The 21,791-nt window shown below is 66.1% G+C and carries 24 protein-coding genes; 11 read left to right on the forward strand and 13 right to left on the reverse strand.

What is annotated here, in order from left to right; translation table 11 throughout:
- Window positions 1-8: 8 nt before the first annotated feature.
- Both TX79_RS06295 and TX79_RS06300 read right to left on the reverse strand, forming a co-directional pair.
- Complete coding sequence (locus tag TX79_RS06295; RefSeq protein WP_049926464.1) at window positions 9-1,652, reverse strand: ABC transporter permease; 1,644 nt, start codon at window positions 1,650-1,652, stop codon at window positions 9-11.
- Window positions 1,653-2,558, reverse strand: coding sequence for an ABC transporter ATP-binding protein (locus TX79_RS06300; protein WP_049926465.1), 906 nt, complete (start codon window positions 2,556-2,558; stop codon window positions 1,653-1,655).
- Window positions 2,559-2,660: 102 nt separating this feature from the next.
- Here TX79_RS06300 and TX79_RS06305 point away from each other — a divergent pair, with 102 nt between their 5' ends.
- Window positions 2,661-2,921, forward strand: a complete 261-nt coding sequence (locus TX79_RS06305; RefSeq protein WP_049926466.1) for a hypothetical protein — start codon at window positions 2,661-2,663, stop codon at window positions 2,919-2,921.
- A gap of 198 nt (window positions 2,922-3,119) precedes the next feature.
- A complete protein-coding gene (locus TX79_RS06310; protein WP_049926467.1) occupies window positions 3,120-3,572 on the forward strand; it encodes a pyridoxamine 5'-phosphate oxidase family protein in 453 nt (150 codons plus the stop codon).
- A gap of 36 nt (window positions 3,573-3,608) precedes the next feature.
- Here TX79_RS06310 and TX79_RS06315 read toward each other — a convergent pair whose 3' ends face one another.
- A complete protein-coding gene (locus tag TX79_RS06315) occupies window positions 3,609-3,755 on the reverse strand; it encodes a DUF7560 family zinc ribbon protein (protein ID WP_049926468.1) in 147 nt (48 codons plus the stop codon).
- 112 nt (window positions 3,756-3,867) lie between these two features.
- Window positions 3,868-4,530, reverse strand: coding sequence for a helix-turn-helix domain-containing protein (locus TX79_RS06320; RefSeq protein ID WP_049926469.1), 663 nt, complete (start codon window positions 4,528-4,530; stop codon window positions 3,868-3,870).
- A 152-nt stretch (window positions 4,531-4,682) separates the two neighbouring features.
- Between TX79_RS06320 and TX79_RS06325 the strand changes: the two genes are divergently transcribed.
- Complete coding sequence (locus TX79_RS06325) at window positions 4,683-5,072, forward strand: winged helix-turn-helix domain-containing protein (RefSeq protein WP_049926470.1); 390 nt, start codon at window positions 4,683-4,685, stop codon at window positions 5,070-5,072.
- Window positions 5,073-5,421: 349 nt separating this feature from the next.
- Here the strand turns inward: TX79_RS06325 and TX79_RS06330 are convergent, their stop codons facing one another.
- The 3 genes from TX79_RS06330 to TX79_RS06340 all read right to left on the reverse strand — a co-directional run bounded on the left by TX79_RS06330 (window position 5,422) and on the right by TX79_RS06340 (window position 8,462).
- Window positions 5,422-5,991 carry a metal-dependent hydrolase gene (locus tag TX79_RS06330; protein WP_230198548.1) on the reverse strand — a complete coding sequence of 190 codons (570 nt, stop codon included), beginning with the start codon at window positions 5,989-5,991 and terminating at the stop codon, window positions 5,422-5,424.
- 161 nt (window positions 5,992-6,152) lie between these two features.
- Window positions 6,153-8,078 carry an aldehyde ferredoxin oxidoreductase family protein gene (locus tag TX79_RS06335; protein ID WP_049926474.1) on the reverse strand — a complete coding sequence of 642 codons (1,926 nt, stop codon included), beginning with the start codon at window positions 8,076-8,078 and terminating at the stop codon, window positions 6,153-6,155.
- 195 nt (window positions 8,079-8,273) lie between these two features.
- Window positions 8,274-8,462: a DUF1328 family protein gene (locus TX79_RS06340; RefSeq protein ID WP_049926476.1), complete on the reverse strand. Its 189-nt coding sequence runs from the start codon at window positions 8,460-8,462 to the stop codon at window positions 8,274-8,276.
- A gap of 223 nt (window positions 8,463-8,685) precedes the next feature.
- On the opposite strand from TX79_RS06340, the gene TX79_RS06345 reads away from it, so the two are divergent.
- Complete coding sequence (locus tag TX79_RS06345; RefSeq protein WP_049926477.1) at window positions 8,686-8,880, forward strand: HVO_0649 family zinc finger protein; 195 nt, start codon at window positions 8,686-8,688, stop codon at window positions 8,878-8,880.
- A 122-nt stretch (window positions 8,881-9,002) separates the two neighbouring features.
- On the forward strand, window positions 9,003-10,241 hold the full coding sequence (locus tag TX79_RS06350) for a Zn-dependent hydrolase (protein ID WP_049926480.1): 1,239 nt from the start codon (window positions 9,003-9,005) through the stop codon (window positions 10,239-10,241).
- On the opposite strand, the gene TX79_RS06355 is transcribed toward TX79_RS06350, so the two are convergent.
- The 3 genes from TX79_RS06355 to TX79_RS06365 form a co-directional block, all read right to left on the reverse strand.
- Window positions 10,238-11,038 (reverse strand): creatininase family protein, encoded by an 801-nt coding sequence (locus TX79_RS06355; protein ID WP_049926482.1) that lies wholly within the window; start codon window positions 11,036-11,038, stop codon window positions 10,238-10,240. The genes TX79_RS06350 and TX79_RS06355 overlap by 4 nt on opposite strands.
- A gap of 86 nt (window positions 11,039-11,124) precedes the next feature.
- Window positions 11,125-11,841, reverse strand: coding sequence for a maleate cis-trans isomerase family protein (locus TX79_RS06360; RefSeq protein ID WP_049926483.1), 717 nt, complete (start codon window positions 11,839-11,841; stop codon window positions 11,125-11,127).
- 116 nt (window positions 11,842-11,957) lie between these two features.
- The gene (locus TX79_RS06365) at window positions 11,958-13,163 is read right to left on the reverse strand and encodes an NRAMP family divalent metal transporter (RefSeq protein WP_049926484.1); all 1,206 of its coding nucleotides are present in this window, start codon (window positions 13,161-13,163) and stop codon (window positions 11,958-11,960) included.
- Window positions 13,164-13,468: 305 nt separating this feature from the next.
- Here TX79_RS06365 and TX79_RS06370 point away from each other — a divergent pair, with 305 nt between their 5' ends.
- Window positions 13,469-14,491 (forward strand): agmatinase family protein, encoded by a 1,023-nt coding sequence (locus TX79_RS06370; RefSeq protein ID WP_049926486.1) that lies wholly within the window; start codon window positions 13,469-13,471, stop codon window positions 14,489-14,491.
- Window positions 14,492-14,519: 28 nt separating this feature from the next.
- Here TX79_RS06370 and TX79_RS06375 read toward each other — a convergent pair whose 3' ends face one another.
- The gene (locus TX79_RS06375; protein ID WP_049926487.1) at window positions 14,520-15,020 is read right to left on the reverse strand and encodes an Lrp/AsnC family transcriptional regulator; all 501 of its coding nucleotides are present in this window, start codon (window positions 15,018-15,020) and stop codon (window positions 14,520-14,522) included.
- A 176-nt stretch (window positions 15,021-15,196) separates the two neighbouring features.
- Here TX79_RS06375 and TX79_RS06380 point away from each other — a divergent pair, with 176 nt between their 5' ends.
- Together TX79_RS06380 and TX79_RS06385 are read left to right on the forward strand one after the other, a co-directional pair.
- Window positions 15,197-16,297: an archaeosine biosynthesis radical SAM protein RaSEA gene (locus tag TX79_RS06380; protein ID WP_049926488.1), complete on the forward strand. Its 1,101-nt coding sequence runs from the start codon at window positions 15,197-15,199 to the stop codon at window positions 16,295-16,297.
- Between the two features lie 70 nt (window positions 16,298-16,367).
- Window positions 16,368-16,928 (forward strand): class I SAM-dependent methyltransferase, encoded by a 561-nt coding sequence (locus tag TX79_RS06385; protein WP_230198549.1) that lies wholly within the window; start codon window positions 16,368-16,370, stop codon window positions 16,926-16,928.
- 27 nt (window positions 16,929-16,955) lie between these two features.
- On the opposite strand, the gene TX79_RS06390 is transcribed toward TX79_RS06385, so the two are convergent.
- Window positions 16,956-17,606, reverse strand: coding sequence for a class I SAM-dependent methyltransferase (locus TX79_RS06390; protein ID WP_049926491.1), 651 nt, complete (start codon window positions 17,604-17,606; stop codon window positions 16,956-16,958).
- 204 nt (window positions 17,607-17,810) lie between these two features.
- Between TX79_RS06390 and TX79_RS06395 the strand changes: the two genes are divergently transcribed.
- Genes TX79_RS06395 through TX79_RS06405 form a run of 3 tightly spaced genes read left to right on the forward strand, consistent with a single transcriptional unit; the run spans window position 17,811 to window position 20,390 of the window.
- Window positions 17,811-18,722 (forward strand): ABC transporter ATP-binding protein, encoded by a 912-nt coding sequence (locus tag TX79_RS06395; protein ID WP_049926494.1) that lies wholly within the window; start codon window positions 17,811-17,813, stop codon window positions 18,720-18,722.
- A complete protein-coding gene (locus TX79_RS06400) occupies window positions 18,722-19,543 on the forward strand; it encodes an ABC transporter permease subunit (RefSeq protein WP_049926495.1) in 822 nt (273 codons plus the stop codon). The genes TX79_RS06395 and TX79_RS06400 overlap by 1 nt, the downstream gene beginning before the upstream one ends.
- Before the next feature lie 28 nt (window positions 19,544-19,571).
- Window positions 19,572-20,390, forward strand: a complete 819-nt coding sequence (locus TX79_RS06405) for an ABC transporter permease (protein ID WP_049926496.1) — start codon at window positions 19,572-19,574, stop codon at window positions 20,388-20,390.
- 134 nt (window positions 20,391-20,524) lie between these two features.
- On the opposite strand, the gene TX79_RS06410 is transcribed toward TX79_RS06405, so the two are convergent.
- A complete protein-coding gene (locus TX79_RS06410; RefSeq protein WP_049926497.1) occupies window positions 20,525-21,742 on the reverse strand; it encodes an RNA-guided endonuclease InsQ/TnpB family protein in 1,218 nt (405 codons plus the stop codon).
- Window positions 21,743-21,791 lie beyond the last annotated feature (49 nt).

Here is a 21,791-nt window from a genome sequence, read left to right on the forward strand (position 1 = left end):
GTCGGGAGCTACGTTTGCAGCCACCGATGAGCCAGCGCGGCCGCCAGCGCGAGGACGCCGACGGCCCCGAACGCGAACGGGATCGCGGTCCCGGCGGTCTCGCCGGTCGCGCCGGCGAAGTCGAGCGCCACTGCACCGTTGAGGGGGCCAGCGTACCACAGTACCAGGTAGGTGAGTTCGAACACCCGACGGGTTCGACTCCAGAGGCCGAACGCCTGGGCGATCGACGGGACGAACGCCACCGCTCCGGCGAGAACCGACGCGCCGGCGACCCCGGACTCGAGGACGGTCGGCCACAGCGCGACGCCGAAGAACGCGGCCGTCAGGACTGCGCCGGCGGCCCACTCCGCGACCAACTGACGATAGGGCTGTTTCGAGGAGACGATGAAGGGGGTGATCCGGTGGGCGACCGTTCGATGGCCCATCGCCGACCAGCAAAACAGCGGCCAGATCGCCGCGCTCGAGCCGATCGCGGCGGGCGGCGCGGATCCGGAGAGGCCGACGACGGCGATGACGGCCGCGCCGGCGTACCACCACCAGGGGTGTCCGCGCACGAGCAACCGCCACTCCTGTAAGAACAGGCGGCCGAACCCGCCGGCCGATCGATCGGACACCGGCGTCAGCGAGACGGTCGCTGGATCGGTCGCCTCGAGGTCGACGTCGTCCTCGCGAGCACCGACGAACGGGAGGACCGAGCGGACGCGAGCGAGGCGGTCGCCGAACGTCCGTCCCGTCGAGCCGGTTCGCGTGGCGTATCGGTCGTAGGGAACGGTTGCAACGATCGCCAGCCCGACGCCGACGACCGCCAGCAACAGCCGGTTCGCGTAGAACCAGCCGGGGAACGAGCCGCCGTTCCAGACGAAGGTGACCTCCTCGCCGCCGGTCGCGCCGGCCCCGTAGTTCGCGATCGGGATCCCGTCGTACGACGGCGCGACCTCGAGCAGCGCGTCGATCGTCATCTCGCCTCCGGCAAACAGTCCGATCACGTCGCCGAACCGGAGCCAGAGCGGTATCGTCTCCGTTTCCTGTGCCGCCGCAGCGGGAGCGATCGCCATCCCCGTCACTGCGGCGAAGAAGTAGACGCCGTTGCCGAGCGTGCCACGCAGCCGATCGATCGACTGGAAGACGAGCGTCACACCGGCGACGAAGCAGCCGACGGGAACGCCGATCAACAGGACGGGGCCGACGATCCAGATCGGGTCGGTCGTGCCGACCCCGTGAAGGAGGTGGTTGACGATCGCAGCCCCGGCGAGCGTCGTCAGGAGCAGGGCGACGACGCCGACGTGGCTCAGCCACTTGCCCAGCAGATAGGTGCGGTCACCGGTGGGCGTACTCGCGCGGAGTTCGTCGAACCCGGTCGATCGGTCGTACCGGAGCGATCGTCCGAGGACGTAGTAGCCGGCGAGCAGCAGGACCATCGCCCCCGTAAGCCCCGTCGTCAGCCCGACGTAGGGTGCGGTCGGCTCCCCCAGGTAGTCGACGGTCGTCCCGTCGACGGTGTCCTGATAGAACAGCGCGAACGTGCCGACGTTCAGCTGATAGCCGACGACCGCGACGAGCGCCAGGACGACCAACAATCGACGCGAGCGAACGCGCTGGCGGAAACCCGCCCGCGCCACAGCGAGGACGGTCGCGAGCGTTCGCCGGCCCATCTACGCCACCTCGCGCGACTCGAGGTGGCCGACGTCGACGTCTCGTGCGCCGACGTGGTAGAGGTACGCGTCCTCGAGCGTCGGCGTGACCGGTTCGGCCTCGGGCCGGGGCGGCTCGTCGGCGATGAGTCGCACCCGGACGCCGTCGGCCCGCTGGACGGTGCTCGAAACCTGGTACGCCTCGCGGAGGTCCGAGAGGGCCGCGCTCGGGGCGAGGAACTCGTAGACCTTGCCGTCGGTCTCGGCGACGAGCGACTCGGGATCGGTGTGGGCCAGCAGTTCGCCGTCGTCCAGGAGCGCCACGCGGTGGGCCGTCGCCTCGACGTCGGGGACGATGTGCGTCGAGAGGAGGACGACCCGGTCGTCGGCGACCGACGAGAGCAGATTCCGGATCTGCACCCGCTTTTCGGGATCGAGTCCGACGGTCGGTTCGTCGACGACCAGCAGGTCGGGGTCGTTGACAAGTGCCTGCGCGATGCCGACGCTCTGTCGCATCCCGCCCGAGAAGGTTCTGATCTTCCGGTCCTGAACGTCCTCGATGCCCGTCAGGGCGAGCAGTTCGTCGATGCGGTCGCGCGCGGTCGCTCGATCGACCCCTCGCAGGGCGGCGACGTACTCGAGGAACTCACGTGCCGTGAGGTCCGGATAGACGCCGAAATCCTGAGGTAGATACCCCAGCACCTCGCGGACGGCGTCGGGCGAGCTCGCGACGTCGGTCCCGTTCCAGGTGACGGTCCCCGTCGTCGGCTCCATGACCGTCGTCACGATGCGCATCAGGGTCGACTTGCCGGCCCCGTTCGGTCCGAGCAGGCCGTGAACACCGTCCTCGAGTTCGAGGTCGATGTCGCGAACGCCCCAGACGTCCTCGCCGTAGCGTTTGCCGACGCCGTCCAGCCGTACCGTCATTGACGAAGACAGGGACCGCTCGAAATAAAAACGTTATCGTACACTGACACCACGGTGTCGAATCGCCCCCGGATTTATTCAGGTGCGACGCGAACGAATCGTATGGAACGGCGGATCGAGCGATCCTTCCGGGGCATCACAGAACGGCTCGCGGTGCGGTACCTGACCAACCTGGGGGGCGAGCGCGTCGCCGAGGACCGCGTGCGCGGCGACGGGTGGGTCGCGACGCTCACTTCGCGGTCGGTCGAGGTCGGCCCGTCGCTGTCGGTGACGGAGGTGACCCTGGTGTTCGAAGGCGAGGCCGAGACCGTAGAGCCGCTCGTCGAGCAGTTCGAACGGAAGGCGATGCGTGCGGGCGGCTGATAGGGGGGATCGTAGGAGTCTATAGTTGCTCCCCGATGAATGGTGGCACCGCGTCGACAGACGACTTCGGCTTCTGCGGTTGGCTACGATACCCCCTATGAGTCGCCGCTCGCGCGCCGTCGACGGCCCCGCCCGGTTGCGCTCGTAGTCGATGACAACGCTAAAGGCACTGATGCCCCATTGAACGCCCACTGAGAGATGGCTATCAACCAGGAAGTCGAAATGACCGACGCGGAGATCGACGAGTTCCTCGGTCGGCACGAGACCGGGGTACTGTCGCTCGCGCGGACGGACGACCCCTACGCGATCCCGATCTCCTACGGCTACGACCCGGACGAGCGGGTCTTCTACATGCGACTGGTCTCGACGCCGGAGAGCGAGAAACGGCAGTTCCTCGAGTCCTCGCCGGCCGGCCGTCTGGTCGTCTACGACGAGAACGATTCCACCTACCGGAGCGTCGTCGCTACGGGCACGCTCGAGGCTATTCCGCCAGCGGAGCTGACGCCGGAGCAGATCGCACAGTACGGGCAGGCGAAGCGACCGCTGTTCGAAATCTGGGCCCAGGGGAAAGACGAACTCGACATCGAACTGTACCGGCTCGATCCGGACACCCTCGACGGACGGCGGACGGAAGTCGACCGCGACGCGTAGGACCGCCGTATCCGGCCGAGCGGGAGAGAGATCGATCTAGTTGGGACGTTTCTCCGCGAAGGCCGTCGTGCCCACGTCAGCGCCACAGACCGGACAGCCGTGGGTCAGCGTCGCCTCGCGCATCGATTCGTTCACTTCGATCTCCTGGCCACACTCCGGGCACGTGAATACGTATCTACTCATGTCGAGGGTCCTATCGCACAGGGTACGCTGATTACGAGTAAAGGTGTGCGTCCGATATATATAGGGTTGGGGTTCGCTTCTGCACCGTTGAAGTTTCCGATGGGTTCTTGTACTATCGGGTGCCGGTCTCGAGGATCGCGTCGAGGAGCTTCGTCTGTGCGGCCGCGAGGTGCTCGGTGAACGTCGTTCCCGTGATCCCGAGTTCGGCGGCGACCTCGCCCGCGTTGGCCCGTTTGGGGTGTTCGAAGTAGCCCATCCGGTGGGCCGTCTCGAGCACCTCGAGCTGGCGGTCGGTGAGCTGGCTGCGGTCGACGAAGACGAGGTTGCGCTCGTCGTGTTCCTGCTGGGACTGCAACAGCCGCTTGACGTCGAGATCGTACTCGGCCGTCAGCGCGCCGATGATCGACTGCAGTCCCTCCATGTCCGGCGCGTGGAACGTGAGGTGTAACGACGCTCCACGCGCGCGAACGTTCGTGACCGGACAGTCGAACCCCTCGATGACCTCGCAGGGACAGCCCCGACCCAGTTCGCGCTCGAACCGGTAGACCGAACTCGAGCCGTACGAGAACAGTTCCGTCGGCTCCGGGTCGAGGTCGAAGCCGTCGGGATAGGACTCGGCCTCGAGCATGAACTCCTCGGTGACGCGCTCGGGGGCGTCCGGGTTGGTGCTCTTCGAGACCGACTGGACCGTCCCGCTGGCCTCGACGGCGGCCCCCGTGACGACGCAGTCCGGTGGGTCCTCGATCTTCACTTCCGCGCGGATCCCCGAGGGCATTGCTGTCCGACCGATGGACGCCGACGCTCCTAAACCCTGTGTCCTCCCGTCGTCACCCGCGTCGGCGGCCAAGTTATCCGACCCCATATAAAGAGCCCTGTATTTATTGGGACTCATTTGGAGGGGAACCGACCGGTACTAGAGAGTGAACGATGTCCGCTACGAACCCCAACTCGCTGCGTGGATGGTCTACTGACGAAGAACCCGCCGACCCCCAAGCCGTGCTCGCCGCCCTCGAGGACGACGCCTGTCGAGCCATCCTGGAGGCGACGAGCGAGGAGTCGCTCACCGCGACGGAACTCTCCGAGCGGTGTGACATCCCCATGTCGACGGCCTACCGGAAAGTCGAGAAGCTCACGGAGGCGGACCTCGTCGACGAGAAGGTCCGGATCAACACCTCCGGCAAGCACGCCACCGAGTATCGCAAGGGCTTCGACGACGTCGTCGTCTCGGTGGCCGACGCCGGCGGCATCGAGGTCCAGATCACGGAACCCGACGCGGGCGACGCCACAGGCTCGGCGTTCGCGACTGCGGACGACTGATCGACGACCGAATCCCGTCGACACAGGTCGTAGCGGACGAGTTTCCGTCCGTCATCCGTTCGGTGGGACAGTTCTTCCGCTCGCTCGTCACCAACGAGCCACTGCGTCGTTTCGTCTTCCGCCGCCTTCGACCGTCGCTTCTCCCGACCTCGACTCGGTACCTCGAGAGCACCGCCGCTGCGAGGCCGCTAACACAGCCAGAATAGCGTCGATTCCCGGCCCCGATCGGCGACGACCGGGACTCGAGTGCGATAGGTGGTCGCACCCCCCAGCCTCCGATACGACGACGGGACGAATAACCCTCCGCCAACCGGAGTGAAAGTAAAACTGGACGGCCGCCGACGCTCGATTATCGCGGAACTGACCCCGACCCGAGGAGACGCTCGAGCAGGGCGGCGATGGGCCGGCGCAGGACGGCGTACCCGATCGAGACGACGAGTGAGGCGACGACGAGTCGCCGGACGGCGGGGTCGAAGACCAGCAGCGACGGAACGGCCAGGACGGCCGCAAGCGCCAGGTCGCCCGGCGAGCCGTCGTAGGCGATCCACCGTCGCGCCGCGAGCCAGCGCCCGTGGTAGTGGCTGTAGACGGCGCGGTCGCGCCGGCCGGTCCAGGGTTCGAGTTCGTGACTGCCGCCGAGCGCGTCCGACAGGGAGTGGCAGGCGGCCGCCAGGAAGAACGTCGCCAGGGCGACCGTCACCGCGCTCGGCCGTGCGACCGCGAGGACGCTCGAGAGGCCGGCGACGGGCCAGTAGTAGACCGGATAGTGGAGCGTCCAGCGGTGGGTCGCCACGACGTCGACGTCCGGGAAGAGCCCACCGAGGACGGCCCCGATCGCCGCGGCGGTACCCACGTCCGGTGCGACGAGCGCGACGGCCCCCGCGAGGACGAGTCCGACGAACACGTGGGTCGTGGCCATCATCGGTCGTCGGTTCGAAGGGAGATGCTATAGGTTCGTCGGACCTGTAGTTCCAGAACGGGCGAACGACACCGGCCCTCATCCGGTTTCCTGTCCGTCAGTTCCGGCACACCCGCCGGCCGGGTCGCGGGTGCGCCGGTACGTCGGTCCAGCGATCCGTCTCAGTCGTCACCCGCGGCCGAGGCACCGCCGTCGCCCGCGCTGACGCCCGTTCCGGGGCCGATTTCGATACCGAGGTCGTCGAGTTTCTCGTCCGGCACGACCCCGTCGATCCAGCCGCGGTGGTCGTAGTACTCCGCTTTCATCTCCTCGAGTTCGCAGTACTCGCCCTCGCTGGCCCCCTGACCGGCGATGCCGTCCTCGAGGAACCGGTCGGGCAGCGAGTCGTCCTCGCCGTCGAAGCCAGCGAGGTTGTTGTAGTAGCGCTCGAGGTTGTAGATCCGCTCGCCGGCCGCCAGCAGGTCCTCCTCGTCGACGTCGCGGCCGGTGATCCCGTTGTACTGGAGGACGTACTCCTCGATGCCCTCGGCGAAGGCGTTGAACTTGCAGATGTCGAAGCTGTCGGAGATGGCGTGCAGATCCTGGAACTCGGCGGCGAGTTCGCCCTTCCCCTCCCACTCGTAGGGATCGACCTTCTCGGGGACGCCCAGGATCTCGGCGGCGGGCGTGTACGCCCGCAGGTGGCAAGCGCCACGGTTCGAGGTCGCGTAGCCGATGCCCATCCCCTTCATGCAGCGCGGATCGTACGCGGGGATGGTCTGGCCCTTGACCGCCAGCGAGTTGTCGTGGGCGTCCATCGCCTCGGCGACGCGGCGCGGGCCTTCGGCGAGCAGGTCCGCGAGATCGCCCTCCCGGCGGCCGATCTTCTCGAGCAACTCGATCATCGTCTCGGTGTCGCCCCACTCGAGTCCGAGGTCGTCGAGTTTGCCCTCCTCGGTCATCTCCATGGCCATCGCGAGCATGTTGCCGGCCTCGATGGTGTCGATACCCATGTCGTTACAGCGGTCGATCATCACGGCCACGGCGTCGCGGTCGTCGTTCATCGAGTTCGGCCCGAGCGCGTAGGCCGACTCGTACTCGAAGCTCTCCATCCGGACGTTCATCTCCTCGCCCTTGTGCCGGTGGGTGACCTCGACCTCCTTCTTGCAGGCGACCGGACAGGAGTGACAGGTCGGCTCGTCGACGAGGATGTTCTCGCGGACGTTCTCGCCCGAGACGCGCTCGGCGTCGAGGTCGCCGCCCTCGGACTCGCGGGCGCTTCGGGTGCTCGTGTACTCGCCGTTGCGCGTCGGCAGGCCGTCCATCTCCTCGGTGACGTTCATCAGGACGTTGGTGCCGAACTGCGAGAGACCACCCTCGTTGGGTGCAGTCACCTCGGACTCCTGAATGGCCTGCATGGCCTGCTGGTGGCCCTCCCTGAACGTCTCGGGATCGGCCGGTTTCGGCATCTCCGTTCCGGATTTGACGACGACCGCCTTGAGGTTCTTCGAGCCCATCACACAGCCCGTGCCGCCGCGACCGGAGGCCCGGTCGTCCTCGTTCATGATACAGGCGTACCGCACCTGGTTCTCGCCGCCCGGTCCGATCCCCATGATCGAGAGGTTCTTCCCGTACTCGCCCTCGAGTTCGTCCTCGATGGCGTCGCGGGCGTCGTGAAAGCCCTCGCCCCAGAGGTGGGAGGCGTCCCGGAGTTCGACCTCGCCGTCCTCGACGTAGGCGTAGACCGGCTCGTCGGCCTGCCCGTCGAACAGCAGGCCGTCGAAGCCGGCCCACTTCAGCCGTGCGCCGGACCAGCCCCCGTGGTGGCTGTCGGTGACCGTCCCCGTCAGCGGCGACTTCGTACAGACGGCGATCCGGCCGCTCATCGTGGTCTGCGTGCCCGAGAGCGGCCCGTTCACGAACGCGAGCAGGTTCTCCGGGCCGAGCGGATCGACGTCCGGTCCCTGCTCGAAGACGTACTTGACCCCGAGGCCCCGTGCGCCGATGTACTTCGTCGCGTCCTCGTCGTCGATCGATTCGTAGTCGACCGACCCCTCGGAGAGATCGATGCGTGCGACCCGGTCCTGGAACCCGCCGAGCGTTGTCATGGTAAGCGCTAGGACTAGAATAGGACGGCTACCACGTTAGTTGTTAGCACCCATACGTAACCACATCCAATTACGAGCAATCGCACGTCGATAGCCGTCACGGACGGATTACCCTCGCCGCTGTCGGCAAAATACGCGTGACTCGAGCTGGCAAACGTTGCGCGTTCGTAATCGCTTCTCGGTCGTCCGCCGCGGCTACAACAGGAGGGCGACGATGGCCAGCACGATGAAGATCAGCACGAAGATCCGTGCGATCTCCATCGAGATACCGGCCACGCCGCGGGCACCCACGGCGGCCGCCAGGATCGCGAGGACGAAGAACACGATCGCCCAGTACAGGAAATCGCCACCGCCGAGCTGTAACGGGAGTGCGAACGCGTGCATGCGACCCGCTACCACGACGCCGCACATAAACGCCCGACACCGTCCGCTACGTGGGGGTCCGGTAATCGCGGACTACAGATCGGAACCCCGAACGGTCCGAGTGGTCACACGACGGAGCGGCTTTCGAGAGCTGTATCGGTCCCGATAACCGGTTTCTCAACTGAACGGTCTCGCGATCGGGCGAATCACGAGTGTTATTAGCTACCGCGTTGTACGTTAACACATGTCTGTGTACCAGTCACCGTTCGAGCGGCTCCGGCGGACGTTCGACGAGGAGGATCTCGAGTGCCGCCACTGTGGCTACCGGAACACCGACGGCGACTGGCGGGTGACGACCTCCGGCAGTCGCGTCCGGTACCAGCTCGTCTGTCCCGCCTGTGACGCCGTCGAAACCCGGGAGTTGCGGCTCGGGTCGTAGTCAGTACGCCGCTCGTAGCGATCCGTCGGTTGGCCAGTTCTGCTGTCGCTGTCGTCGGCAGTACCGCCGCGTATTGGCCGGTAGCGAGGGGTTGTTAGGCCTGGCTCCACCAACGTCCGCGCATGATCGACCTCGACCGGGAACGCCTCGTGGAACTGATGACCGAACAGGCCGAGATCGGTACGACCGCCGACGGCGGCCTGGACCGGCAGGCGCTTACCGACGCGGATCGGGACGCCCGAGACTGGTTTCGCGACCGACTCGAGGAGGCGGGTCTCGAGGTCCGAATCGACGCCATCGGGAACGTCTTCGGACGCCGGGAGGGAACGGACCCCGACGCCGCGCCGATCCTCGTCGGGTCGCACCTCGACTCCCAGCCCAACGGGGGGATCTACGACGGCGCGCTGGGCGTCGTCGCGGCCCTCGAACTCGTCTTCGCGCTGAACGACGCGGGAATCGAGACCGTCCACCCGATCGAGGTCGTCGACTGGACGAACGAGGAGGGGACGCGCTTTCAGCCGGGCTTGCAGGGCAGCGGCGTCTGGGTCGGGGAGTACGACCTCGAGACCCAGTACGAGACGACCGACGCGGAGGGGCGGCGACTGGAGGACGAACTCGAACGGATCGGCTACCTGGGTGAGACCCCCGCCGAACCGCAGGAACCCTACGAGGCCTACCTCGAATTGCACGTCGAACAGGGGCCACGGCTGGATCGCTCGAGCGCGGACGTCGGCGTCGTCACCGGGGTCGTCGGCATCACCTGGGGCGAACTCACGTTCCAGGGCGAGGCGAACCACTCGGGGACGACCCCCATGCACTACCGCAACGACGCGCTGGTGGCCGCGGCCGACGTGGCGACGGCCGTCCGCCGGATCGCCGCCTCGCTGGGGTCCGACACCGTCGGAACCGTCGGCTCCGTCGACGTCGCGCCGAACTCGATCAACGTCGTCCCCGGCGAGGTGACGATGACGTGGGGGTTCCGGGACCCGGACGACGGGGTGATCGAACGGGCACGCGAGGAGGTCGTTGCGGAGGCGAACCGCGCCGCCGACCGAGAGGGCGTCGCTCTCGAATACGAGGAGACGATGCGGACCTCGAGTGTCGACTTCGCGGATCGGTGCGTGGAGACCGTCGACGCGGTCGCCGAGGACCTCGGCTACGAGCGCCTGCGGCTGGAGTCGGGCGCGGGCCACGACGCCATGCACCTGGCGTCGGTGACCGACGCGGGGATGGTCTTCGCCGTCAGCGAGGACGGCGTGAGCCACTCGCCCGAGGAGTACACGAGCTGGGACGACTGCTACGCGGCGGCCGAGACGCTGGCGAACGCCGCGGTTCGGCTGGCCGAGCCGGTGACGGACTAGACGACCGACTGCCCCGCCTCGAGCGCTTCCACGAGGTCGGTCACCTGTGAGACCGCGTTCTCGAGCAGTTTCGCGCCCGTCTCCTCGGTGGCGGCGGTCGGATCGCCGACGTTGCCGGCCTCGGTGAGTCGTTCCATGTCCGTCGCCGACAGCGCCCAGCCGACGCGGTTGTCGCCGTAGGCGTCGTAGGCCGTCAGCGGGAGCGCCTCCTCGGGTGGATCGACCCGCTCGGCCTCGTCCATCCGCACGAGGTCGGGCCGCAGCGAGAGCATCAGGCTCGTCTCGAACTCGGAACCGTGGAAGGAGACCTCGGTCGTGCGGTGTTCGTTCGCCGCGTCCTCGAAGACCGAGACGAGGGGGACGTGGAACGCCTGGACGTCGCGTTTCGTCCGCAGTTCGCGGACGACGACGTCGAGTTCCGGATCCTGGGCGAGGTAGTGCCCGTTGACCAGCAACACGTTCTCGACGCCCCACTCGCTGGCGGACGCGCAGATATCGAAGACGTACCGCTGGAACGTCTCCGACTCGACGGTGAACGTGCCCGGTTTGAACGTGTGGTGCGGCGAGACCCCGTACCAGACCGGCGGCGCGACCAGACAGTCGGTTCGCTCGCCGACCCGCTCGCAGATCCCCTCCGGCATGAACACGTCGACGCCGAGGGGCATGTGGTGGCCGTGTTGTTCCGTGCTGCCGACCGGCAGCAGCAACGTCTCGGTCTCCTCGAGGGCGGCCTCGACGTCCCGCCAGGTCATCTCGTCGAGCCGGTACGGTCGCTCGATGGCATCGTCGCCAGTCATGGCCGCCCGTAGTCCTCGCACCGTCTTGGGGTTACGGGTAGCGGACGCCCGGGCCGTTCGGTGGACGGACCGAGAGCCGGGCGACGTCAGTGCTCGAACAGCGTGCCGAGCGAAACCTCCGCGTCGTCGACCCCCATCGTCCGGAGCGCGTCCCACAGCGTCGCCTGGTTGCTCGTGACGACCGGTTTCCCCAGGTCGGCCTCGAGCGGTTCGACGATCGGTGCCGTATGGTAGCCCGTACAGCTGATGAACACGCAGTCGGCGTCCGCGTGATCGAGGGCGCGCGCCTGCCGATAGGCAGTCTCGGGCGACTGGCGTCCGAACTCGGTGTCCGTCTCCAGGCCGAGACCGTCGACGTCGACGACGACGTAGCCGGAATCCTCGAGAAACTCACGTTCGCGCGCGTTGAGGTCGTCGACGTACGGCGTCGCGACGGCGATCGAGGTGGCCTCGAGCGCGTCGAACGCGCGCTTGATCGAGGCCGCCGTCGCGACGCTCGGTACGTCCGCGGTCTCGGCGATGCGGTCCTCGATCGACCGTTCGTAGCCGACGCCTTCGACGAGACTCCCGGTCGTACACGCGTACGCGATGACGTCTGGTTCGACCGTCGCGAGTAACTCGGCGCTGCGATCGATCCCGTCGTTCATCCCCTCGAGGGAGTCGGCGTCCACGACGCCGTCCTCGAGGAAAATCCGCGACGAATGCACTGCGACGCCGTCGGGACAGTTGTTCGCGAACTCGGCTTCACAGGTCCCGTCGGAGGACGGGACGATCAGTCCGATCCGACCGCGCCACCCGAACATACCGTCACGTCGCGCGGCGCGGCTAAAGAGGTGGCGGTCGTCTGAACCGCCGTCCGTCGGTTCCGGTGGGCTCGCGGCCCGTTACGGGGCGTCGATGGTCAGCACGACCGGCCGCGTTAGAGCGAGCCCACGACGTCGATAACCGTGTTGAGGCCGAGCCAGATGACGAACAGCGCGACCAGTCCGCCGAGCACGTTCTGGGTCGCGCTGTTTACGTACTCGTCGAGGAGGTCCCGATCGTTGAGCACGTACAGCAGGAAGATCGCGAGGATCGGCAGGAGCAAGCCGTTGGCGACCTGCGCGAAGATGATCGCCGAGACGGGTTCGAAGCCGACCGTCGTGGCGAACAGGCCGAACCCGACGATCGACATCCAGATCGCGCGGAACTTCGGTGCCTTGAGGTCCTGCTCCCAGTTCATGATACCACAGATAGCGTAAGAGGCACCGAGGGGTGCGGTCATCCCGCTCGAGAGGCCGGCGGCGAACAGCCCGATGCCGAACAGCGTCTGGGCGTAGGAGCCGACGAGCGGTTCGATCTGGTCGGCCATCTCGCCGACGCCGCTGATCTCGGTTCCGGTGGGGAACGCCGCGGCGGCGGTGATCATAATCGCGACCATGATCAGCCCGCCGACGCCGATCGAGAGGATCGTGTCGGTGCGGGCATCACGGAGGTTGCCCGATCCACCCCAGCGTTCGTTCGCGGAACTGGCGTGCAGGAAGAGGTTGTAGCCGACGATCTGGGTCCCCATGATACCGGTTACCAGATAGAGACCACCCTCGGGAATTCCGGTAGGGATGAATCCGGTCGCGATGCTGGCGATCGACGGTCCGGCGAGGACGGCCGCACCCAGGAACGAGAACGCCATCAGCGCGACCATTCCGACGAGCACGCGCTCGACGAGTTTGTAGCGACCGACGAAGAGTACGATCGCGATCGTCAGGCCCATCAGCGGTCCCCAGTAGCCCTCGGAGATGCCGGTCAGCGAGGTCAGTCCGCCGGCACCGCCGATGAGGTCGCCGGCCTGGTACGACGCGGCACCGATACCGATCGCACCGACGACCAAAAGCGCCATCCCCCAGTGGGAGATCGGGTTATCGAACTGGCCCTCCATCGCCTCGCCGAGGCCCTCGTTCGTGACGATCCCGACGCGAACGGCCATCTCCTGGAGAACGATCGTCCCGAGGGTCGCTACCAGCACTGCCCACAGCAGAACGTAGTCGAAACTCGCCCCCGTGACGCTGGCCGTCGTGACCGTGCCCGGCCCGGTGAACGAGGCCGCGATTATCGCACCCGGTCCGATGTTTTTCAACCGCTCGATCATCGCTTCTCACCCGGTTCGTCCGTCCGTAGCGAACTGCTCTCGCCCATCACACCCAACAGACAGCATTCACTGCATTTAAGAGCTTTGGAAGATATTAGAATCAGTCCAACGTATTAGCGAATATAGCGATTACTGTCCGAAGAAAATCCGAAAATATAGAACAATTTGGGAAATTTGCCGCATTCTATGACGAACCAGCACTACACAGTAGACAATGTGGAATATAGTCGAAGAATCAAAGATTTATTGGATTGCCTCCTATCTAAGAGAAGATTTTTACCCATTAGACAAAGACGTGGTGTCATATGCGATCGGAAACAGCCACGAAATCGTCCAGTCTATCGGACGAGACGGCCGCATTGCTCTCGCCGTACGAGGGATACAGCATCGACATCGACGACGAGTACGAGACCAACGTCGGGGAACTCATTGCCGATGCCCACGACGCCGATCTCGAGGCGGCCGACGTCGGCCTGCTCGGCATCCCCTCCGACACCGGCTGCGTCGCCGGCGCTCGTGGCTCGCGGTTCGGCCCGGACGGGGTTCGGGACAACCTCACGCACGGCACCTGCTACAATCCCGAACTCGACATCGACATCAGTTCCGGGCTGAACGTCGTCGACTTCGGCGACGTCTCGGTCGCCCACACCGACCTCCTCGAGACCCACGACCGGGTCGAGCGGGTCCTGACCGAGGTCACCGAGCGCGGGATCTTCCCGATCAGCATCGGCGGCGACCACTCGCTGACCTACCCGACCGCCAAGGCCCTGATGAACGCGACCGACGGGAACATCGGCGTCGTCAACGTCGACGCCCACCACGACGTTCGCCACTCCCACGGCGGCGAACTCTCGGCCGGAACGCCGTTCCGCCGCCTGCTCGAGGACGACTCGGGCAAACTCGACCACGAGAACTTCGTCGAACTCGGTCTCTCGGGCTGGCACAACACCAAAGAGTACGTCGACTGGGTCCGGGACAACGGTGCGGAGATCGTCACCGCGCGCGAGGTCCACCGCGACGGCGTCGATCCCGCCGTCGAACGCGCGCTCGAGGTCGCCACCGACGGCACCGACGCCGTCTTCGTCTCCATCGACATCGACGTCCTCGATCCGGCGGCCGCACCCGGAACCTGTGCGCCCAGCCCCGGCGGCCTGCTCAACCACCAGGTGCTCGAGATCGCCTACCAGCTGGGACGCGACGAACGGGTCAAGGGCGCAGATCTGATGGAGGTCGCCCCGCCCCTCGAGAGCGACGACATCACGGCCCAGATGGGCGCGGCCGTCGTAACCCAACTGTTCGGTGCCCGGAAGGAAGCGCTCGAGGCGTAACCGACCAAAAACGGCCGTCGCGACGGCGCTACTCGTCGTCCAGTTCGACGTCGTGGGCCGCGGCGAGGGTCTCGATGTCGTAGTTCGCGAGGACGTTGCCCCCGTCCTCGATCGTCGAGATGATGTACTGGGAGCTCGTCCGCTCGACCTCGTCGATCGACTCGAACGCGCTGATCAGGTCCTCGACGTGATCCTGGCTCGGGAGGTGCGAGATGACGATGAAGTCCGTATCCCCCATCATGAAATACACCTGCGTCACGCCGTCGATGTCGGCGAGTTTCTCGCCGACCGTTTGATGGTAATCCTCCTCGAAGACGGCCATGACCTCCGAGATGACGGTGATCCCGAGCCCCGCGGCCTCCTTGTCGAGGTCGAAGATCTCGTTGCGGATGATCCCGTCCTCTTTCATCTTGTCGATCCGGTAGTAGATGGTCGATTTCGGGATGTCCGTCTCCGCCTCGATGTCGTTCGGACTGACCGTCCCGTGGTCGGCCATCGCCTTCAGGATCCGAATGTCGGTCTCGTCCATCGGCTGACAGTTCGTTCAACGACTTCAAATAGGTTCGGTATAGTGTCGAACCAGTGATAAAGCGGCTGGACGTGCGACGAATCAGTCGAGACGCCCCAGCAATGGCAGGGTCGGCTCCGGCGCAACCGACCGGTCCAACGAAGGCGCTTTAGGCCCTGACCCGCTTTCCACACCTAATGAGTAAACCCACGCCCGAAGTCTACGAGCAGGGCAAGGGGATGGACGCCCACAACCAGGTCATGCGCGAGATCCGCTCGCGCAAGGAGGCCAGTTACGATCCCCACGAACCGACCCGCGTCTGGCTCGACGAGGACAACACCCCCGACGGGGTCAAAGAGAGCCTGACGATCATCCTCAACACCGGCGGCTGTCGCTGGGCTCGCGCCGGCGGCTGTACCATGTGCGGCTACGTCGCCGAGAGCGTCGACGGCGGCTCCGTCTCCCACGAGGCCCTGCTGGACCAGATCGAGGTCTGTCTCGAGCACGAAGAAGAAAACGCCGACGAGCCCGCCGGCCTCATCAAGATCTACACCTCCGGTTCCTTCCTCGACGAGCGCGAGGTCGGCGCGGAGACCCGGGCGGCCATCGCCGAGACGTTCGCCGACCGCGACCGCATCGTCGTCGAGTCGCTCCCCGACTTCGTCGACCGCGAGAAGATCGCCGACTTCACCCAACGTGGGCTGGATACGGACGTCGCGATCGGCCTCGAGACGGCGACCGACCGCGTACGCCACGACTGCGTGAACAAGTACTTCGACTTCGCGGACTTCGAGGACGCCTGTGCCGAGGCCGCGGCCGCGGACGCAGAAGCAGGCGACGGTGTCGAGGCGGGAATCAAGGCCTACCTCCTGATGAAACCGCCCTTCCTCACCGAATCGGAGGCCGTCGCGGACATGATTTCCTCGATCGAGCGCTGTGCCGACGTCTCCGGCTGTCACACCGTCTCGATGAACCCCTGTAACGTCCAGCGCTACACGATGGTCGACGACCTCTACTTCGAGGACGGCTACCGCCCGCCGTGGCTCTGGTCGGTCGCCCACGTCCTCGAGGAGACCGCCGACGTCGACGCCATCGTCGTCTCGGACCCCGTCGGCCACGGCTCCGACCGCGGCCCGCACAACTGCGGCGAGTGCGACGACCTCGTCCAGAAGGCGATCAAGGACTTCGACCTCCGGCAGGATCCCTCCGTCTTCGAGCAGGTCTCCTGCGACTGTGAACTCACCTGGGAGACCGTCATGGAGCGCGAGCGGAGTTTCAACCAGCCGCTGACGCGCTAACTCTCGCCTTCTGCTTCGCGGACCTCCCCCGACACCCCATTACTCGGTTCTGGACGTGAAAGTACGGTCCGTGAGAAGTGACGACACCGCCGTCGCGCCGATCCTCGAGTCGGTCCTCGAGACACTCCCGCCGGGCCGGGCGCTGGATCTCGCGACGGGAACCGGCCGCAACGCCGTCTACCTCGCCGACCGCGGCTGGCGCGTCGACGCCCTCGATATCTCGAGGACCCAACTCGAGCGGGCGCGCGAGCGAGCGGCCGAACGGGGCGTCGCCGACGGAATCGAGTGGCTCCTCGCGGACGCCGACCGCCACGCCTTCCCCGAGAAGACGTACGACCTCGTTACGATCAGCTTCTTCGACGCGCTGGATCGGCTCCCCGCCGTGAAGTGCGCGCTCGCACCCGGTGGCGTCCTCGTCTACGAACACTACCTCGAGTCTGCGACCGACGGGGCGGGACCGGGCGACCGGTTCCGGTTCGCGCCGAACGAACTGCTGTCGGCGTGTGCGGACCTCCGGGTGCTGTACTACGCCGAAACGGCGGTCGACGGAGAGCCGCACGTGACCCTCGTCGGGCGGATACCGACGGCGGACGGTTCCGATGGCCTTCCGTCGCTGGCCGCTCTCGAGTGACCGTCGGGTCCGGTTGGTCGCCCGATCTCAGCGAGCGTCGCTCGAGTCGGCCCGTCGAAAGGTCCTGACGCGGTCCCGTCGGGTTGCAGTCGCGTCGACCTCGACGAATCCACGGTCGGTGAACACGGCGTTCCAGTCGCGATAGTAGAGGGGGAACTCGTCGTCGACGTAGCTCACGTCCGTCTCGTCCGCCCGTTCGCGGTCGGCGTTCGACTCGCCGGGCTCGCGTTCGATCTCCGCAGTGACGAGGGTGTCGGCGACGATCCGGGCGAGTTCGTCGAACACCCATTCGGCGTCCGGATGCAGGTGCTGGAGCGTCTCCACGGAGTAGACCGCGTCGAACCGATCGGTCTCGAAATCCTCGACGACGTCCTCGATGGCGGCCTCGGAGAACTCGCCGGCGGCCGCGAGGTCGGGATACGCGTCGGCCATCACCGCAAAGGACTGGGAATTGAGGTCGATCCCCGCCAGGTTCTCGAAGCCGTGATCGTGCAGGTGCGCCAGGTGACGTCCGGAGCTACAGCCCAGTTCCAGCACGGACGCCGTTCGACCGACGCGGCGCTCGAGAACCTCGCGGAGCACCTGGCTCGTCTCGTTCGGGCCGTAATACGCGTAGTACTCCGGCGAGTACGCGCCGGATCGATCCGCCCATCGACGCCGAACGTCGGTCGAATTCACGTCTAGTCCTGTACGGGGAGCCGTATAGTCCCTCGGAGTGTCGGCCGCGGTGACCGTCTGTCTCGCTGTACCGGAGTTGCAACTGCCGACGATCCATCGGGTGTCTGCGTCGGCGTCTCGATCCCGGTCGGGAGCGGCGACGGCCGTCGTAAGCACCGCATAGCCGGTGGCGGGATTATGTGGATCGATCGCATGGGAGCGCCCATGGCCGCCATCGAGGTGGAGCGCGTCTCGAAGCGTTACGGGACAGTCACGGCCCTCGACCGGATCGACCTGACGGTCGCGGAGGGGGAGATCTTCGGCTTCCTGGGCCCCAACGGCGCGGGCAAGTCGACGATGATCAACGTCTTCCTGGACTTCGTGCGACCCGACGAGGGGACAGCGACGGTGTTCGACGCCGACTGCCAGCGCGAGGGCGTCCGCGCGCGGAGCCACATGGGCGTCCTGCCCGAAGGGTACGACGTCTACGATCGGTTGACCGGTCGCCAGCACGTCGAGTACGCCATCGATTCGAAGGACGCGAGCGACGATCCGCTCGACCTCCTCGAGCGCGTCGGCATCGAGAGCGAGGCCGATCGGACGGCCGGCGGCTACTCGAAGGGGATGGCCCAGCGACTGGTGCTGGCGATGGCGCTGGCCGGCGATCCCGACCTGCTCGTACTCGACGAACCCACCACCGGCCTGGACCCCAACGGTGCCCGGGAGATGCGCTCGATCATCCGCGAGGAAAACGAGCGGGGGGCAACCGTCTTCTTCTCGAGTCACATCTTAGAGCAGGTCGAGGCCGTCTGCGACCGCGTCGGGATCCTGAACGACGGCGAACTCGTCGCGATCGATACGATCGCGGGACTCCGGCGCTCCCTCGGCGGCGAGACCAAACTGGTCATCACCGTCGACGTCGTCACCGACGCCGCGCTCGAGGCGGTCGACTCGATCGACGGCGTCGAGAGCGCCTGGGTGGACGACGACGGTGACCGTCTCGATGTCACTTGCACGAACGACGCCAAACTCGACGTCCTGGTCGCCCTCGACGAGGCCGGCGTCGACGTCGAGAACTTCCAGACCGAGGAGGCCTCGCTCGAGGACATGTTCGCCGAGTACACGGGTGGGTCGTGATGGCCTGGACGCCGATCGCCCGAAAGGACCACCTCGAGATGCGGGATTCCCGGCTCGTTCGCTGGCTGGTCTACCTGTTCGTGGTGGTCTGTCTGCTCGGCGGCTACGTCTTCCCGGTCGTCACGGGCGGGGCGGTGACGACCGACCGGTTCGCGGGTTTCATGACCGAGTCGATCGGCCTGCTCCTGCCGTTGCTCGGGATCCTGTTCGGCTACAACGCCATCGTCGGCGAACGGGAGTCCGGACGGCTGACGCTGGTGCTGTCGATGCCACACGATCGAGCGGACGTCGTCCTCGGCAAAGTGGCGGGCCGCGGCGGCTACCTCGTCGTCGCCGTCGTCGCCGGACTCGTCGGTGCCGCCGCGCTGGTCGTCTACCCGTTCGGATCGCTCTCGGTCGGCCCCTACCTCGTCTTCCTCCTCCTGACGCTGGGATTTGCCGGCATCTACTTCGGGATCGGGCTGGCCATCTCGACGTGGACCCGCTCGAAACAACGAGCCACCATCGTCGCGTTCGGCGTCTTCTTCCTGTTCGTGGTCGTCTGGGACGCCGTCCGGGAGATCGTCGCGTTCGGACTCGAGCAACTGGGCGTGGCGAACGGGGACCTGCCGAACCCGGTCCTGTTCCTCCACGGTGCCGAACCGGGACTGCTCTACGACCGCCTCGTCACTGCGTTCGTCGCGGGCGGCGAGGGCGGCCCGTACCTCGAGCCGACGGCCCCCTGGTATCTCGGCGAGTGGGTCGGTCTGGTGCTCTTTTGTAGCTGGCTGGTCGTCCCGATCGCCGCCGGATACAGACGCTTCGCGAGGACGGACCTATGATCGAGGCATCGTCAGGGGGTGATCGCGCGTGACTCGCAGCGCCGTCGTCCGGAAAGATTTCCGGGATTCGCTCCGGTCGCGGACGCTCTGGGTCCTGATCGTCGCCTTCGCACTCCTCCTGAGTCTCACCGCGTACGCCTCGCAACTGGGCGAGGGAGCGACCGTCACGGAGTTCGTCGATCTGACCGCGGAGACGTTCGGTCTCCTCGTCCCGCTGGTGGGCATCGTCCTCGGGTACAAATCGATCGTCGACGAGCGGGAGTCGGGAACGATCGCGCTCGCCCTCTCCGTCCCCACCTCACGGTGGGCGTTCGTCTCCGGGAAGTTCCTAGGGCGCTCGCTCGTGCTCGCCCTCCCGGTGCTGATCGGAATGGTCGTCACGGTCGGCGTCGTGATTGTGCTCTACGACCAGGTGCCGCTAGGTCGGTATCTCCTGTTCGCGGCGCTGAACGTCCTCTACGGCCTCGCGTTTCTCTCGATCGCGCTCGCCCTCTCGACGAGTCTGGCGACCGGCCGACGGGTCACGACCGGTGCGTTCGGCGCGTACGTCCTGCTGGTGATGTTCTGGTCGGAACTGGTCGATCTGACCGTGCTCGTCCTCTGGCGGTTCGACTTCGCCATCCTCGCCAACCGCCCGGACTGGTCGTGGCTGCTCGAGTTGGCCTCGCCGGCGGAGTCGTACGACCGCCTCGTCACGGCCCTCTTCGACTCGGACCGCGGCGCGGCCTACGCCGTCGCCGACGCCCCCTGGTACGTCGACTGGTGGGTCGCCGTGGTGCTGCTGGTCGGGTGGGTCGTCCTGCCGCTCGTGGTCGGCTACGCGCGGTTCAGACGGGCGGAACTGTGACCGATCGACAGTGATAGGACTGCGCTGATTTCCTGACGATCTCGAGGGGAAAACGGGGAAGTCTAGGCCGGGATGTCAACTGCTCCGACCGTCAGCAGGTGGAGCTTGTCAGTGAACGCTACCTCGGCCGACAGTTAGCCGGCCGGAACGAATCCCCGATTCGGTTTCACCGTTCCTGACTTCAGGGCGAGTTGACCGTCGCCCGTCCGCCGCGAGGACTGTTGCCCGCGGCGGACGTATCGCAAGCCGACGTTTTTCGCACCGACGTAATCCGCGTTCGCCGTCGCACCGCAGTAATTACACTCGAACTCCGCCTGCGTGACGCGGTTGTTCTCGCTCGTGTGTCCACACTCGGGACACCGGCGGCTCGTGTTCGCAGGCGACACGAAGTCGACAGTGATGGCTTCGGCGGCCGCCTTGTACTCCACCAGATCGACGAGTTTTCGGTGTGCCCACTGGTGGAACTCCTTCACCGGCGGTGCGCGCTCGCGGATGTGGGTCAGATTCTCGAACGCGATACACGTGCAGTCGTGTTCGAGTGCCTCCGCAACGAGATCGTTCGCGACGCGATGCAGTACGTCTCGAACGTAGCGAGATTCTCGACCGCTCAGTCGCTGGATCGTCCGGTGAGCGGATCGTGTACCGGTCCGCTGAAGGTCGGCACGGATCCGTTCGAACTCCCGATGGCGGTGATGAAGTTGCCTCCCGGACGCGAAGTAAGCCGTCGAGGTGGTCGCGATGTTGACGATACCGAGATCCACACCGAGAACTGTCCTGTCCTCGGGGTCGGTTCCCGTATCGGTACTCGAGTCGGGTTCGGGGTTGCGGAAGCCGAGATGGAGATAGTAGTCACCGCCCCGTTTCGACAGCGTCGACTCGGTGAGTTCCCAGTCGTCGTCCTCGAGGTACTGATACTGATAGCCATCTTCGTCCGCTGGGAGTACGAGATCGCACCTGATGCGTTCGTCGACCGTCGATAGCGACACGGTTCCGTCGTCGAACAGCGTCATCGTTCGCGAATCGTATTTCAGCGTATCGCTGGTAAACGTCGGCCGTGAGGTCTCGTACGGTTCGTCGAGTTCCTCGATCTCCTCGACCCCGGAGAGCGCCGCAGCGGCTTGATGCGTGGCCAGAACCGCGTGTTGACTCCCGAGACGTGTTTGCTCACGCACGACCTCGTAGGCGAGGGCCTGAAGTTGACGGGCTCGCGTTTCCCCGGCCTCCCAGCCGATTCGACTGCTGACGTTGCAGGCGGTTTGCCACTCGCCGATCGTCGAATCCACCAGCTGGCGTTGCTCGGGGGTAAGAACGAGCCGCGTAATCGCTGTCCGTCGCAGATAGCCGCCTGCCACAGTATTTGTTCGACCGTCTTCTTACTTAAAACAACAGCAACACGACGAA

The organism is Halopiger goleimassiliensis (assembly GCF_000455345.1).
Taxonomy (GTDB): Archaea; Halobacteriota; Halobacteria; order Halobacteriales; family Natrialbaceae; genus Halopiger_A; species Halopiger_A goleimassiliensis.

Bases quoted from the DNA above. Each gene is read 5' to 3' on its own strand.
- TX79_RS06365 (WP_049926484.1), bottom strand. From the start codon at position 13,163: ATGATCGAGCGGTTGAAAAACATCGGACCGGGTGCGATAATCGCGGCC.
- TX79_RS06325 (WP_049926470.1), top strand. From the start codon at position 4,683: ATGTCCGCTACGAACCCCAACTCGCTGCGTGGATGGTCTACTGACGAA.
- TX79_RS06355 (WP_049926482.1), bottom strand. From the start codon at position 11,038: ATGACTGGCGACGATGCCATCGAGCGACCGTACCGGCTCGACGAGATG.
- TX79_RS06380 (WP_049926488.1), top strand. From the start codon at position 15,197: ATGAGTAAACCCACGCCCGAAGTCTACGAGCAGGGCAAGGGGATGGAC.
- TX79_RS06345 (WP_049926477.1), top strand. From the start codon at position 8,686: ATGTCTGTGTACCAGTCACCGTTCGAGCGGCTCCGGCGGACGTTCGAC.
- TX79_RS06305 (WP_049926466.1), top strand. From the start codon at position 2,661: ATGGAACGGCGGATCGAGCGATCCTTCCGGGGCATCACAGAACGGCTC.
- TX79_RS06360 (WP_049926483.1), bottom strand. From the start codon at position 11,841: ATGTTCGGGTGGCGCGGTCGGATCGGACTGATCGTCCCGTCCTCCGAC.
- TX79_RS06350 (WP_049926480.1), top strand. From the start codon at position 9,003: ATGATCGACCTCGACCGGGAACGCCTCGTGGAACTGATGACCGAACAG.
- TX79_RS06370 (WP_049926486.1), top strand. From the start codon at position 13,469: ATGCGATCGGAAACAGCCACGAAATCGTCCAGTCTATCGGACGAGACG.
- TX79_RS06340 (WP_049926476.1), bottom strand. From the start codon at position 8,462: ATGCACGCGTTCGCACTCCCGTTACAGCTCGGCGGTGGCGATTTCCTG.
- TX79_RS06295 (WP_049926464.1), bottom strand. From the start codon at position 1,652: ATGGGCCGGCGAACGCTCGCGACCGTCCTCGCTGTGGCGCGGGCGGGT.
- TX79_RS06300 (WP_049926465.1), bottom strand. From the start codon at position 2,558: ATGACGGTACGGCTGGACGGCGTCGGCAAACGCTACGGCGAGGACGTC.
- TX79_RS06310 (WP_049926467.1), top strand. From the start codon at position 3,120: ATGGCTATCAACCAGGAAGTCGAAATGACCGACGCGGAGATCGACGAG.
- TX79_RS06315 (WP_049926468.1), bottom strand. From the start codon at position 3,755: ATGAGTAGATACGTATTCACGTGCCCGGAGTGTGGCCAGGAGATCGAA.
- TX79_RS06330 (WP_230198548.1), bottom strand. From the start codon at position 5,991: ATGGCCACGACCCACGTGTTCGTCGGACTCGTCCTCGCGGGGGCCGTC.
- TX79_RS06335 (WP_049926474.1), bottom strand. From the start codon at position 8,078: ATGACAACGCTCGGCGGGTTCCAGGACCGGGTCGCACGCATCGATCTC.
- TX79_RS06320 (WP_049926469.1), bottom strand. From the start codon at position 4,530: ATGCCCTCGGGGATCCGCGCGGAAGTGAAGATCGAGGACCCACCGGAC.
- TX79_RS06395 (WP_049926494.1), top strand. From the start codon at position 17,811: ATGGCCGCCATCGAGGTGGAGCGCGTCTCGAAGCGTTACGGGACAGTC.
- TX79_RS06375 (WP_049926487.1), bottom strand. From the start codon at position 15,020: ATGGACGAGACCGACATTCGGATCCTGAAGGCGATGGCCGACCACGGG.
- TX79_RS06400 (WP_049926495.1), top strand. From the start codon at position 18,722: ATGGCCTGGACGCCGATCGCCCGAAAGGACCACCTCGAGATGCGGGAT.